The organism is Corynebacterium sp. ES2775-CONJ, from assembly GCF_024814515.1.
GTDB lineage: Bacteria > Actinomycetota > Actinomycetes > Mycobacteriales > Mycobacteriaceae > Corynebacterium.
The window spans coordinates 301,179-315,908 of the sequence record NZ_JANUXT010000002.1; the positions used below are offsets into that span (position 1 = coordinate 301,179).

Consider the following 14,730-nt stretch of genomic DNA (forward strand, 5'->3'; position numbering starts at 1 on the left):
GCGGTCATACAATAATGCTCCCCTACCAGTGGAAGGGGAGCATTATATTGAAATTCCTGGTCTAGTTTTTACGGCGATTAAACCACCAGGCGCCACCTAAAAGACCAGCGCCAGCGATAAGGAGCCAGAACACCCCGAAGCCACCCGAGCGCGGTAACTCACCGGTAGTAACGTCAGCTACCTTGATGATATTCGGTTCTGTAACTTCCGCGGCGGGGTTCACTCGCCCCTGAGGTTGACGCACCTTGAGCTGATTCCCGTCAAGGAAAACCTCGAGTTCAACCGGTTGCGCGAGAAGTTGGTAGCCCTGCGGAGCCTTGGTTTCGATCAGGATGTATTTACCCAGACCGATAATGTTCTCGGTCTGGCGCGTATTATCCCCCGCATTGGTCTGGGTGAAGTTGATCGCATCCCCCTGAATTTCCCATGAATCATTTGCCCGATAAACGCTAAACTGCCAATCCTTTTCCAACGGAATAATCGCTGTAGAGGTATCCACCTTTTGAAGCACTAGGCTGGTCAACGGATCCTCTGGAGCCGGAATATCGGCACAGGCATCGTCACGAGCAATCAACCGACTGCCGATTGACACCGTGGCCTCGTTGAAAAGTCCGTGGCCGCCACCGTTTTGGGGGTCACAGATTAAGGTAGTGCTTGCCTTATCCTGCAGCTGAGGCTTATCAAATTCTGCGATCACGAAAAAGGTTTTCGACGCATCAGAGTCCAGATCGAACACATCACTTGGCAGTTTGTGATTATCTGCCGGCCTCATCTGATATGGAGAAGCCGAGTCTTCTCTGATTCCGACGGAAATATTCCTAGCGCTAGGAGAGAAACGAGGTTGATCCACTAGTTTCAATTTCCCGATCTTCGTACTGTCGTTGGGATTAGTAACCTTAACGCGATACTCGATTTCGAGCTTGCCCGACGCATTCTCCCGTGGTCCTCGAAAAACCTCCTTCACCACCAGCGGAGGTAGAGGGAGATCAATGCAAGCTTCAGCTGTGAGATCCTCGGTTGTGCCGGCACCTTCCTTCGCTACAGTAACTTTATTGAAGCCGCCATTTCCACGTCCCCCCGCCGCGCATTTAAGGGAATTCGGAGATACCCCAGAGATGAGCTTCGGCTGGAATCGAAATTGGACAAGCACCCGGAACTCCAATGTCTCACCAGCTCGGACTTTTACCTTGCCCGGCACGTCACCGTGCTGCAGTACTAGCGGTCCGTTGACTGGACTTATCACCGTATTTTTGTTGGTGTCCAGATCGATCAGCACCACTTTAAAAACATCAACGTCTTCGCTAAAACCGAGGGAATCTACGACTGTAAGTTCACGATCAACGTAGATCTCCCGATCTGTGGATACAACTGGGCCATTAGTTTGATTTTCCTCAGCCTTATTATCCACCGTTACCGTGTAAGTGGCCTGGTAGAATGGTTCCCCATTCCCGTTCGGACGCCACGTAATTCTGTTGCCATAAACTTCCTTAGACACCCGCGGCGGAGCGATCTTGAGGTTGACAATGTCAATGCACGCTTCCGCCTCAGCCACCTCCGACTGGCCGTATTCGATACGGGCTTTGTTGTATGCACCATCTCCAGGTGTGGGTTTTGGTTGGCATGCCAATCTAGACGGATTTAGCGCTGCGGCGTCTAATTCGGTATAGACTTTGATCCGGAAAGTCTGAGTAGCTCCAGCTTCGATGACATGGGTGTTACCATTTTCGCCTGGGATCACATATCCTTTGCCATCTCCGGACTTTACTAGGGGTGTTTCGCCTCCAGACTTAACCTGAACCACTTTGATAATCTTCTCAGCCTTGGCGAAATCTGGGGTGTCGTAGAGCAGATATTCGCGGCTAATATTCCGCTTACCCGCTTCAGCTTTATCATTTCGCACCGTCAGGTCGTAGGTGAAAATGTCTACCCCATTCGACTCCGATGCGATTGGGTCTTTCGATACCTCTAACTCAGTTGGATCTGGTTGAGAGACATTCCCCCAATAGGGCACCAAAAATCCATTCCGCGCAAACTTTAAGTCATTCCTTAGCACACTTTCTCGCTCGTTAGTCCCATAGCTGATTTTCATTGGGGTGTTTGGGGGGATTTTCAACCCCAAACGAGTAACGTCTACTGCGCTACTTCCTCTGCCGCTATCAATAAAAAATTTAATACCCTCGGGTGACAGGAATTCAACCTTGGACTTCCCCCGTTGGGAAGTCGATACTCGAATGCCCATTTTATTTCGCGGATCATCAATATACTTACCGCGAGATTTAACTGGGTGAGGAGTTAGGATATAACTGCCGTGATCGTTATTTCTCAGGTCCGTGGTGACCACCCAGTCAGTCGTGTCTAAAATATCGAGGATTTGAAAATTCAAGGCTTTACGGGCGTCTCCCCTGACTATTCCTAAGTCGGGGGGGCCCATCCTTGCATATTGCAAGGGTTCGAAGACACCGAAATTTACTCCGTAAAGCACTCCGCCCTTTGTACCGCCAATCGTAAACTCCTGCGAACGGTAGGATAGGCGAGTGTTTCGATTGTAGGTCGCTGTTTGAACATTTTCCCGGCTATAGAAACGACCTTGCTCACCATAGTTCAGAACTTGGCACTCTCCCCCCCTTGAATTGCTTTGCCGCTCCTGCCTAAAATTTATAGTCGTGTGATCGGGTTTTCGATGGAAAGGAGAACACCACCCTGGGTTGTTTATTATCTTTCTAGATATGCCACCATCTGTCGTTACGTTATCGCTGCCCGCATTAGGGCCTGGGAAACTGGGATTATCGGAACGAGGTGCGACTTCTTTAACTGGGTACCGGTAATCCTCTACCTCCCCGTCTTCGTCCCTAGCACCGAGGAGCTCGGAAGGGAGGTGATCTCTCTCGATGAACTGCTGATATGCATCTCGGCCCGCCGAGACCCGGTCAAAACCGCCGGGTTTTGGTGCTGCAGCAGCTTCTGTATAGCCAGAATCTGTAGGCAAAATCTTCCAAGTTGAGCGCACTTTTGGCCCAAAATCCCGGTAAACAAATTCGAAATTTTTACCGCTCAATCGTCCATTTGTGGCTCTACGCTGGTCATCTACGAGCTGCACGATCACATGGTCTCTATCGGCAGCATTTAGATCAAAGCTGCGCTCGTACTGCATAGGGGTATAAATGTAGTGGTTTCGAGAATCAACTACGTTTCCGGTTGCTTCTTCATAGATATGAACTCTTATGCCTCCTATTTTGGGATCGCTAGGTTTTTCCTGGGCCCCCCTGTCTCGAGACTGGGCTTCCCAAAAGTCCGTTGGAACCCCTTGGAACTCAAAGAATACACGCGGAAAACTGGGGCGGATCCCCGAGTCGTCTACAATCCGCCCGGATACCCTGCGCTCGGTATACTTACGTCCTTTATATTCACCAGTTTTTAGATCAGTGACTGTGTACTCAATCTTGGGGCCAGCCGAGACTGATGATAGCTTGAGGGGCGAGTCGCCGAGTACGCTATCCAAGAATTCACTTGTCAGTAGCTTCCAATGGGCATCTTCTTCGACTCCCATCACCGTATACGTAATAGAGAACTTGTCGCCGCGCTGGATTTCAGTGGGCGTATCCGCATTGGTGGAATCTAGATAAAGACGAAGAACCTGCCCAAACTTTGCATCCTCTTGAGATTGTCCGAACGAATTTTCCAGTTCGTCGGAGGCAAGCTCGAAGATATCACCGCTTGCCTCCGTGTCGCCGAATGAAGCAGAGATAATTTCCTTTACTGGATCGTTATTTCCCAGTTTTTGAATCAGGAGAAAATCGGGGGAACTTTGCAGCTCCGGCACGTTTGTAATCACGCCTTCGAGCGTACGAACAACGAGTCCAGATTCTTCATCTGCTGAGATGGTTCGACTCGTGAAATCAGCGGATAAGTTGCCTTCGCTGTTCTCAGAATTCTCTGCGAGAGACTCTTGTTCGACAAGAGTCGGCTCCCCTTCGATTGAGGCGTCTGATAGCTGAGCAATCTCGGAAGTGCCAGCCATCTCCTCTGCCGATTGAGCAAAAGGAGCTACGGTCACAAGCAACCCAGTCGCTAGCATTGAGGCAAAAAGGGCCTTGCCGTAACGAGATAGAGAGTTTTTCATAAACTAGTTCCTTTTGTAACTACGACGAAGTACTGCAATGCCCACGAGCAAGAGCACCAGTCCAAAGATGGCTATGGGTAGGCTATTGGCCCCTGTGTAGGCTAGATTTCCCGGAATCTTGGGTATCCCCTTTTTGGGATCATTCGGCCTCGGGGGTTCGTCTGGCGACGGAGGATCTTTGGGAATTGGAGGATTACCTGGTGGGTCAATTGGAGGTATAGGAATAGGAATCGGCACTATTGGAATATTCGGATTACTACACGGAACCTTCACAGATGCCTCATCGGTTGCCACACCATAACGGCCAATCAGATCGAAATCCGGATAACCAGGAGGGGTGATATAGCCGCGGAAGGTGATGCGATTCTTGTTCTTAGAGGCATCGCGCGAGGTCTGGGCTTTGAAGCGCAAACTAAGATGTGCGTCTGGGTTACCCCGTCGAACTTCACTGACCTTGATCAAGCCGCTTTCGGTGAGCGTTACGCGCACGACGTTGTCTGAATCCACGTCGATGATATAGTCCCCACCGTCAAGGCGTACTGGATTCTTGTCATTATGGTAGGTGCCATAATATACATCTTCGCTATCGGGAATATACGTTTGCGATTGCTCGAGCGGTACGGAAATCTTGAATGTGGAAATTCGCCCGTCGCGTCCGGGGGCTGGCAATGTAGTCGACAGCCCGTATTCGAGATCGTCGCCTGGGTTCACACAGCTGAGGTTATTTGATAGCTGACCAGTAATTTTCTGGTCTTTGGCCTCCACTCTCACGCTATACTCCCAACCGCTGCGATCTTGATTGGTGGTAGGCACCGCCACCATAAAGGGAGAAACAACCGTAAAATTCCCGCGAGCTGCAGAATCCACATCCTCGGTGACGTAGTAAAGGCCTAAGTCAAGGTTGTTAAACCGGGCTATGCCGTCTGCACCGGTGACTTCACTTACTTTAGGTGTCAGGCGAGAGAACTCTTTTCCCCTCTGGTAAAAGTCCGCTATCTTAAACGATTCTGCCAGGCGCCAGCCGTCGTTGGTGGTGAGATCAACGCCGTTGATCTTCTGCACTGAGAATTTGATCCCTTCCAGTGGATCCAATTTTTTAGGTGCGTTGGGATTCGACGGATCCCCGTATTGCATGACGGGGTCGCCCTCGCTTTTATGAATACTGAGGGAGGCTTTTTGCGAGGCGTCGATAAGCGAAGGCGATGGCCCGCCGTCTGCGGCAACTGCTAGCGGGGTGGTGACCGTCATACAAGCCACCGTGGCCAAGGCGGCAAAGAGTCGGCGGCCTTGGTGGCGTTTCGTTTTCTGTAGCATTCGTTATCCTTAGCCTTCTGCGCTTTCGCTCAGGCCGGTAGTGGTTTCCGCTTTTTTGCTGTCGCGGCGCGCTTTTACAAACTCCCGAATCATCAAAATCATGAAGATGAGTGCTACTGCTAGCGCAACATACATCCACCACTGCAATGGTTGACGAATCGTGTCAATCGTTTGAAATTCTTCTTCATCTACGGGCTCCATGGGCACCCGCTCCGCGTGAACGAGGAAGCGGTGGCTGTTGATGCCGTAGGGGGTACACGTAATAAGTGTTATGAGGTCTTGCCCTGGAACGGGGCGAAGGTTGTCCGTCTCCGTAGGCAAAACTATTTCGGTTTGGCGTACCTGATACTTCATTTTCTCACCGGAAACGTCGAGGTAAATAACATCGCCGACATTGACCTTGATCAGATTATCCCAGAGGGTAGCCACCGATAAACCCGTGTGACCTGTCAGAACCGTATGGTTACCCACTCCGCCCACTGGCAATCCACTGCCGAATAGGTGGCCTATCCCTTTGGATAGAACCGTCTCGGTGGTGCCGTGGTAGATCGGCAAATCAGATTTTATGGATGGGATATATATACGTCCCATCACAGAGGTCAGATTGAGCTGTTCGAGATACTCTTGGTATTCGACGTTATCTTGCGTTACTCGCTGTAACCAGGGGTCCAAAATAGGACCACCTTGCTTCTCTGCGTTCCATTCCCGGGCACGCTCGATCTCCGCGGCAAGCTCTTGTTTGTCTACGGCACCTATCTGTGAGGAATATGCCTGGACTTGGTGGCTTTGCTGCGAATTTTCATAGATGGTCCCCACCACTGGGTACAGCAAGAGGATGAGACCAATCACGCTGAAGATTACCGAGACTGGGGAGACGCGCTTGCGCGGGGCAGGAGCGTGAGGGGCCCTATGGCGGGCAGTTACAGTCATAGGTGACGCCTTCGGTTTGTTTAAGTTATTTTATATAAGATCGTGAAAAGTGAAGGTAAGGGGCTAAGCGCTTGGACTTAGCCCCTTTTAGCCTTCAGCTAGCAAATAGCAACGTTTAAGTCTTGAGACTTAGGCGTTACGACGATTGCTATAGGCGGAATAACCGCGTCCAACCAGCAAGAATGCACCACCGGCGAGCAGCAGGTACATGACACCAGCACCACCTGTTAGTGGCAGGTTGAAGCCGCCATTCTTCTTAGTGTCCACAACATCTTGGGATACAAGAGCGACCTCAGCATCGGCCCCCTGATTGGTTAAGATTTGGAACCGGATCGGTTGGGCTGAAAGTTCATAACCCTCAGGTGCTTTGGTCTCTACCAAGCAATAAGCATCACGAGCATTCTCATCAACGGCTTGGCCGTTGCGGTAGTCATTAGCAAGGAGACCCTTAATCTCAGGATTATTTGCATCAGCCGTCGCTATGATTCCTTCGAGAAGTGCCTCTGCGTTTTCCTCGATCTTGCCATCTTTGGTGCAGACGTACAGAGAGAATTCAGCATCGTCAAGGGATTGACCATCAGCGTTCTTCTTCACAATGTCTACATTGCCGTAGAAGGACTTAGGATATTTAGGGTCTGGAGTAGGAGTACCTGGAGGTGTTACAGGAGGAACATTCGGTTCCTCTGGGTTCGGAGGCTCTGGTTGGCCATCACGCATTTGAATAACCTTGAACTCGTTGATGATAGGAGCTACATTATCAAGATCGGTATTCTGCTTCACTTTGAAGGTTGGCGTGATAACCAGTTGAGCGGTCTTGTTATTATTCAGGTCATTAAGGCCGGCTTCTGTGAAGGTTATGACCAGGTAGGACTTGTTATCAACACGAGCAACCTCACCCTTGGTTACCTCATACTTGCTACCATCCAGTTGGGCACCAGCAAGCTTAACTGTCAGAGGATTATCACTGGCGTATTCCAGGCGATCAGTGGGGTAGAAGTCAGATACCACGTACTTGGTGTAGTTTTCGCCAGCCGACAGTTGCGAGGTGATCTCGTAGGTCAACTTCTGACCGTTGATCTTGGTTGCCTTATCCTGCACGGTCTTAGAAGCATCGTCCCGCTTGGTATTCTTGGGGTAAACGTGAACTGTCCTCAACCATTCATTGCGGTTAGTTGGATCGGTTGTTGGGAGAGCAACATAGAACGGCTTTTGAGAGATCTGGTGCCCCGCTGGAGCCTCGGTCTCCGTTACTCGGTAGAGACCGATTGGAAGATCCTCCCATTTAGCAACGCCTTTTCCATCGGTTGTCTGCTCAGTTTTGTTAGGGAGAGTCTCAAAGTCAATATCATCTTGCAGATCTTCGTCGCCCTTGGAAACTTTCTCGGCTTTCTTCCAACCATCATTTGTTGTCAGGTCGATCGAGTCTTTTTTGACCTTTTCAATCTTGAACCTCGCACCCTCTAGGGCTTCGCCCAGATTTGCGGTGTCGATCTCGGTGCCGTTACCCGCTTTACCTGGAGTGTTATTGGAATACTTGTGAATGACCAGGCTGAGGCCATCCTTGGGCGGAATAGGGTAACCCGTCTGTGCTACAGCTGTCACGGGCAGGCCGGTCATCAGGCCTGCAGCCAAAGAAATCGCCAAGGCGTTCTTAAGCATTTTCATATAGATATCTTTCTACGAGAGGGGCTCCGACTTCTAAAAGGCCTTAAATTCCAGATAGAAACGAGTTCCTGTGCGGTTGAAATTATAGAGCCAAACCGCTCTCGATAACGATGAGATGAGTCTCGGCGGTTGGCGTCTATGGGGAATGTTAATACAGTCGCGCGCGCCATGCAAAGCTCGCTTTTACCGTTGCCAACGGGAGTAGAACAATGAAAGTCATTAAAGATTACGAGTATCGATGACACAGTTAGAAGATGTCGTATTAATGAATATGTAGCGGTTCTTCTACGGTGTATATACAGGCGTTATAGGTTCTAAAAATGAAGATTCCTCGCTCTACTTATGATCGCTAAATGTTAACAAAAAGAAAAATCCCCACCCAAGTAAAATGTCTCACCTGTGTGGGGAATAAGTAAAGCTGGAAGATTACTTAAGGGTAACCTTTGCGCCAGCCTCTTCGAGCTTAGCCTTAGCAGCCTCAGCGTCGTCCTTGGAAGCGCCCTCGATAATAGCCTTAGGAGCACCCTCAACGAGTTCCTTAGCTTCCTTCAGGCCCAGGCCGGAGACGAGCTCGCGAACAGCCTTGATAACGCCGATCTTCTTAGCGCCAGCATCCTCGAGAACAACGTCGAACTCGTCTTTCTCTTCCTCAGCGGCAGCGCCAGGAGCAGCAGCGCCGGCAGCAGCAACTGCAACAGGAGCAGCAGCGGTTACCTCGAAGACCTCTTCGAATTCTTTAACGAACTCAGAGAGTTCGATAAGGGTCATCTCTTTGAAAGCCTCGATGAGCTCGTCCTTGGTGAGCTTAGCCATGGTGGTATTCCTTTCGGTGTGGGTGGGACATCCAATAAACCGATATCCCTAAAAAGTGTTTATGTATTTCAAGAAGCAGCGCTTTTACACGCTATGCCTCTTAAGCGTCCTTCTTCTCCTGGAGTGCAGCCGCGAGGCGTGCCACCTGGGAAGCGGGAGCGTTGAATAGGCCTGCAGCCTTTGCCAAGTTGCCCTTCATGGCACCAGCCAGCTTTGCGAGAGTGGTCTCGCGGTTATCCAGCTCAGCGATGGCGTCAACCTGAGCGGAGCTCAGGGCGTTGCCGTCCATGTAGCCACCCTTAACAACGAATGCCTTGTTGTCAGAAGCGAACTTCTTCATCACCTTGGCAGCGTCAACAGCTTCGCCCTTAATGAAGGCAATAGCGGTTGGGCCGGTGAAAAGGTCATCGAGGCCCTCAATGCCAGCTTCTTGAGCTGCCAGCTTGAGGAGGGTGTTCTTGGCGACGTTGTACTGGACATCAGCACCGAGAGCTTTACGCAATTCGGTGGTCTGAGCAACACTCAGGCCACGGTACTCCGTAAGCACAAATGCGTCGTGCTCTGCGAAGCTCTGCTTGAGAGCTTTCAGGGCAGCATCATTCTTCGGGTTAGCCATTACTACGCCTCCTTTCCTCTTTATTGATTCAAAGGTTTATCCGCCGGAGCTTTTTCTTTAGAACAAGACAAAAGCCCCGTACAAGAGCACAGGGCGCAACACTTAATTCCTACAAATGGGAAAGAAATGAGCTCTAGAGTGACTCCTGCGTGGGCCGATCTCAAGCGACAAAGCTTTTCGATACTTTCAAGCGCGAACGCTGACCGACGGTCTACGGTGAAACTTGAGCGACAAGCGAGGTTATACTCACCTGCTTTCAAACTTCATCTGACACTATACCGTACGACCGGGTAGATACCAAACTATCGGTGCGATTTGCATATGTCTTGTACACCTCCAGATCCATACGAAGCAAACAGATAGCAGCCCCCGATTACCCACCGCCGTCGCTGCGCTGACACTGGAAACTCACGGCCGGTGGCTAGGATCGAATACTAGCCAGCTTGACCGAAGTGCTCGGGCAGAAGCGATTGCAGACCTCCGTCCTGTAGCCCACTATAAAAAGATTGCACGCAATATATAAAAAGCGCTTATTTGACCACCCGTGGTTTATCTCGTCCCAGTGGCCAGATTCTATTGCAGGAATTCTAACGGCGGCGGTCAGCGCAACTAGTTTGATATGGATTGTACGCAACCGTATAAAACCCTTCAACAGACCCCCGGAGTATCTCTGGGTGAGGAGAACCGGGAAGATTTATAGCAAAAGAAAGAGCATATGAAGAGGGGTATTCTTCATATGCTCTGCCAATTATCTGTGCGTTAAGCGCGTCGCTTCGCTAAGAATATTCCACCGAGAATCAGTAGTAGGGATGTGAGGAGCCACGACCACAGGCCCTGTCCACCAGTTTCTGGCAAGGTTCCTGACTGAACATTCATCACTACCAATTTCAGAGTATTATTTTGATCCACCGTCACCACAGTGCCGTCTTTCGCCTCGTCGAGAAGACGGACCTTCTTCGTTTGATCATTAGGATCTTTGTAAACTTCAAAACCGACAGACTCCGGGAAGAGACTATATCCAGACGGTGAGACCGTCTCGATCAGGTAATACTGACCGAGTTTTAATTCAAAGGAGTAGCGGCCAGACCCAGCAGGGTCCTCCGTAATAGTCTCCAGCCCAGCAACGGGGCTATTTCCTGCACTATCGGTTGCGATCATAAATACAGCACCCGCAAGACCTTGCATCTGAGCATCCTGCTTTTCTATCTCCACGATCGCAGGAGACGGGGTGCGTTTATTCTGATACACACACCGAATATGCTCGCCGTTTTCTATACCACGAATCCGCAATCCAAATTCACCGTCATCTGAATATCGCGATGCAGGTAATTCTTGCGGCTGCGGATCATTGCTGTCGTAGCATAAGGCATTTCTCACCTGGGCAGCCGAATCAGACTGTTTCACCAGCTCCCATTCACTTTGCTGCACCTCCGCCACACTGACTTCCGCACGGCTTGTAGTGTCCTCTAGGCCAATACGGTAGAAAACTAAACCGTCTGCGTCGGTCTTTTGGGCACGCGGAGAGTTCAACTGCACACCCGGACCCGTTGCGTCACCCACAATGTCCCAGCCAACACCAGCTTCTGGGTTCTGACCATTTTCATCCAGAATGTGCTTTTCCACGGTCACACTGGCACTACAGGAGACGATCGATCGGAGCGTATCTGGGATCTCATCATAATCGCTGAGCAAAAAATAATCGGACCTATCTGCGTTATTCGCCGTATCGCTGTATCGAGTGAAGCCTGATATCGACTGCAGGTTGTACTCAGAGTCACCATCTAAACCCGTGGTTCCTCTTCCCACACCGATGCCGATTATCTTGGTACCCTGTTCTTTGAGGCGGTTCGCAGAAGCAATTGCGGCTTCCACGCGAATGAAATCGGTCATGGATCCACCCTGATTATTTTCCTCCGAATATTGCGGGAGCCTATTCGTCGTGGGGTTTCCGTCTGTCACGAAGAGAACTGCATCGTAAATCGGGCCGCCTGTACGGCCCTCTTGAGCCTTGGATACTTCCATCAAGCCAGCATCCCAGTTCGTACCCTCGTTACTATCGGTGTACTTGCCCCATTCACGGATCTGATCTTTAATTTTTTGCGTTTGACTTGGGTCGTTGAGATCGTAGAGTTCTGTCAGGTTGTCAATATCGGGCCTACCAAACAGCCTATACGGTGGTTTAGCCGGTGAATCAGAACCTAGCGAAAAGATGGAAACGTTACCTCCGGATCCTTCCATGGTATTGACGAGTTTTATCATCGCTCGGGATAGGTCATCAGTTTTCCCAGCTCTGGAAACGGAACCAGAGAGGTCACCAACGATGGCGAAATTCAGCCCGCACTTCTTGCCTAAGCGTGGGTTCTCCTTGGGGATAATGAAACTTCCGCTCGATGAGCGATGACTTTCCGTTATGATATAATTCCTCTCCCAATTCGACTCATAAGCGCGCATGAATGTTTCTGATTTGTCAGAACCATCACCAGCTTCTATCACCACTCCGGCTTTCAGCTTAGGCGTGAGCTGCGCATAGCTCTGCAGGCGGGAGAGGCGATCACCACTATCGGAAGGGCCCGTGCGGACCTTGTCAATGAGGTTATAACCTATGGGCACGGCCACTGGTTTAATCCACACTCTTTCGTTTGTGGGGATCCTTCCCCTTTCTCTGCCCACCGGGATCCTAATATCGCAGAAGCCAGTGAAGTCCGTCGTACAGCTAGCCCAATCTTCATTTACTCTACGCAGGGGTTCTCCGTAGCTTAGCGCCTTCGTCATAGAGGAAACCTGAGATCGTGGGTTACCGCGGTAAACCTGCAAAGTAACGCCAGCTAGTGGACTAAAATACTTCGAGAAACGACTGGCTCCTGCATTAGATGCTGTTTGGCCGTCCCATAATCGGTCGGAACCGGCACGTACTCTAACGATGGCTACTTCACTATCTGGGAGGACTCTTCCCGCAACGGTCCTCGCGCCTTCTAACTGCGTATCGTCATCAGAAGAGGGTACTTGCTCATCGCTATCTTCGTTAATATCGACGTCTTGGGGCTCTACGAACTCACCCTCTTCAGGCGGAGTCTCACCTTCGTCGGTGATTTCTTCAGTCGTTGTAAGTTCGGGCGCGTTGGAGTCGCTGGTTGGGGTTGGTTCGCTCGTAGACACCACAACCTCATCAAGCACTGCCTCACCCCCCACACTCTCGGTGACCTGTTGACCTAAAACCGGGCTGGTCACCCCTATCAAACTACCCGCAGCAACCAACACCGCTACCTTAACCGCTAAACCATTCTTCATTCTGTATCCCTTTTAATATGAACGGATCACGATAACCATCCGCTCGTGCCATGAATTGAGTTTTATAACCACACCAAGGCACTAACAGGTAGAGCATTCCAAGCCCACCTCGTGCCCACGACGTTTTATTGTTGTGAATTTCTTCTCCGATTCACCGCGAGCACCCAAAAGCCCGCAAGAATCAACAGACCAGCCAACCCAACAAGACCAATGACCCCAGCACCCGTCATCGGCAGAGACTTCATACCCTTCACCGGTGGCGCCGGAGGTGTCGTGGTACTAGGGGGAGGCGGTGTATTCGTTACAGGTGGTGGAGGAGTAATTGTTACAGGAGGTGACGGTGGAGGTGTTGGCGTCGGAGTCGGTGGTACTTCAAATTTCGCTGCAAGAGCGAGGTTATAACTCCACTCCCCTTGCTTATCAATAATGGGAATAACGATGACATCTTCTTGTGTCTTGCGGCCACCACCAGCAGGAGGCGTAGCTTTAAAAAGATATACGCCAGGTTTCAAACCACTAAATACCACTGTCCCCTGAGCATTTGTGACCTCGCTATAACTATCACCTTGACCAAGCCTCTTAGCCTGAGTAACACTCAACCGAGCGGCTTTGGTATACCCCTGAGTCGTATTAATCGGATCAGTATCGAGTTTGGTGAGCGTAACCGTATACCCCGCAGACCCCTCCCCAGACAGACCCGAATTAGACGGAATCCTTATTTCAACGGTGATATCACGATCAAGGTCAATGGTATCTGCAGCAGGAGCAGGATTAGCGAAACCAGTCACCGCTGCATGAGCCTGCGGCGAACTCACCCACCCAGGTTCACCGAAACCTATAGTTGCTGCGACAGATAACGCACACGCCGTAGCAAGGGGTACGCCTATCCGCACAATACGTGCAGGTTTAATAAGATACTCGTCCATTACAGTTCGCCTTCATAGTCAATATTGTTGTTGTGATTTAGTTGTTGGAATTTCAAGCGACGTTTTTCATGAATCAACCACCACACAAGGATGAGTAGTCCGAAGATGAAGATCGCGCTGAGCGCATACACCCACCATTGGCGTGCGCCCGATTGGGGGGAGTTCAACAGGGTTCGATCTTCCTCAAGGAGGGGCATTCGTTGTCCGCGTACGAGCAGACGGTGGGTGTTGATCCCGTAGGGCGTACAGGTCACTAGGGTGACCATGTCCTTGTTATCCTCGGCTCTTAAAGATTCGACTTCGTTCGGTAGCACCGTTCGGATCTGGTCAACTTGATATTTGAGCTGATGCCCAGCCACCTGAATGAAGAAGGAATCGCCTTCTTTAACGTTTTTCAAATTGTCAAACAGTGTGGCATTTGGGAGTCCGGTATGTCCGGTCAAGATCGAATGTGATCCCGCACCACCAACTGGGAGATCCGACCCGAATAGATGGCCTATACCCTGCAACAGGGTATCTTTTTGGGTTCCGTGGTAAATCGGGAGGTCTGATCGAATACTGGGAATGGTCAGGCGTGCCATTACGTCTACTGAGTGAAGCTGCTCAAGATAATCCTCATATGCTGGGTTATTTGAGATGAATCTTTCGATCCATGGGTCTAGGATGGGGCCGATTGCACGCTCTTCGTTGTAGCGGTGAGCGTCTTCCCATTCGCGGTCTATAACTGGTGCTGGGATATCTTTGTGTATTTCTGCATACTGAGCAGCTGCGCGACTTTGTTGCCAGTTATTCCATTCTGTGGAAACAACTGGGTAAATGATGATAAGCAGCCCCGAGAGCACGAGAAGTGCTGGCAGTAGGATATGCCTAAAACCTGAAAGGAAACCGTAGGAATTACTACGATCTGGAAGCGAAAGCTGAGTCAATGTGGTTCCCCATATGGCGCAGACCCACCGATATAAATGGTGTGGATACGCTGCTATTTTTCTGAATGAGACAATTGCTGGTGCACCGGGTGAGAAGGGAGCTCGGTGGTGGCGAGCTCCCTTCTCACCTTC

9 protein-coding genes are annotated in these 14,730 nt (G+C 50.5%); all 9 read right to left on the reverse strand.

Annotated elements, in window-relative coordinates:
- Nucleotides 1-61: 61 nt before the first annotated feature.
- The 9 genes from NXT01_RS03590 to NXT01_RS03630 all read right to left on the reverse strand — a co-directional run bounded on the left by NXT01_RS03590 (nucleotide 62) and on the right by NXT01_RS03630 (nucleotide 14,598).
- On the reverse strand, nucleotides 62-4,120 hold the full coding sequence (locus NXT01_RS03590) for a SpaA isopeptide-forming pilin-related protein (protein WP_259077513.1): 4,059 nt from the start codon (nucleotides 4,118-4,120) through the stop codon (nucleotides 62-64).
- A 3-nt stretch (nucleotides 4,121-4,123) separates the two neighbouring features.
- Nucleotides 4,124-5,434, reverse strand: a complete 1,311-nt coding sequence (locus NXT01_RS03595) for a SpaH/EbpB family LPXTG-anchored major pilin (protein ID WP_259077515.1) — start codon at nucleotides 5,432-5,434, stop codon at nucleotides 4,124-4,126.
- 9 nt (nucleotides 5,435-5,443) lie between these two features.
- Nucleotides 5,444-6,364 (reverse strand): class C sortase, encoded by a 921-nt coding sequence (locus NXT01_RS03600; protein WP_259077518.1) that lies wholly within the window; start codon nucleotides 6,362-6,364, stop codon nucleotides 5,444-5,446.
- 129 nt (nucleotides 6,365-6,493) lie between these two features.
- Complete coding sequence (locus NXT01_RS03605) at nucleotides 6,494-8,029, reverse strand: SpaH/EbpB family LPXTG-anchored major pilin (protein ID WP_259077519.1); 1,536 nt, start codon at nucleotides 8,027-8,029, stop codon at nucleotides 6,494-6,496.
- Between the two features lie 426 nt (nucleotides 8,030-8,455).
- Complete coding sequence (rplL, locus tag NXT01_RS03610; protein ID WP_259077521.1) at nucleotides 8,456-8,842, reverse strand: 50S ribosomal protein L7/L12; 387 nt, start codon at nucleotides 8,840-8,842, stop codon at nucleotides 8,456-8,458.
- Nucleotides 8,843-8,942: 100 nt separating this feature from the next.
- Nucleotides 8,943-9,458 carry a 50S ribosomal protein L10 gene (gene rplJ / locus NXT01_RS03615; protein WP_259077522.1) on the reverse strand — a complete coding sequence of 172 codons (516 nt, stop codon included), beginning with the start codon at nucleotides 9,456-9,458 and terminating at the stop codon, nucleotides 8,943-8,945.
- Between the two features lie 759 nt (nucleotides 9,459-10,217).
- Nucleotides 10,218-12,746 carry a VWA domain-containing protein gene (locus NXT01_RS03620; protein ID WP_259077524.1) on the reverse strand — a complete coding sequence of 843 codons (2,529 nt, stop codon included), beginning with the start codon at nucleotides 12,744-12,746 and terminating at the stop codon, nucleotides 10,218-10,220.
- Nucleotides 12,747-12,871: 125 nt separating this feature from the next.
- Entirely contained in the window at nucleotides 12,872-13,672 is an 801-nt protein-coding gene (locus NXT01_RS03625) for an LPXTG cell wall anchor domain-containing protein (RefSeq protein WP_259077525.1), read from the reverse strand.
- Nucleotides 13,672-14,598 (reverse strand): class C sortase, encoded by a 927-nt coding sequence (locus tag NXT01_RS03630; protein WP_259077526.1) that lies wholly within the window; start codon nucleotides 14,596-14,598, stop codon nucleotides 13,672-13,674. The genes NXT01_RS03625 and NXT01_RS03630 overlap by 1 nt, the downstream gene beginning before the upstream one ends.
- Nucleotides 14,599-14,730: the final 132 nt, after the last annotated feature.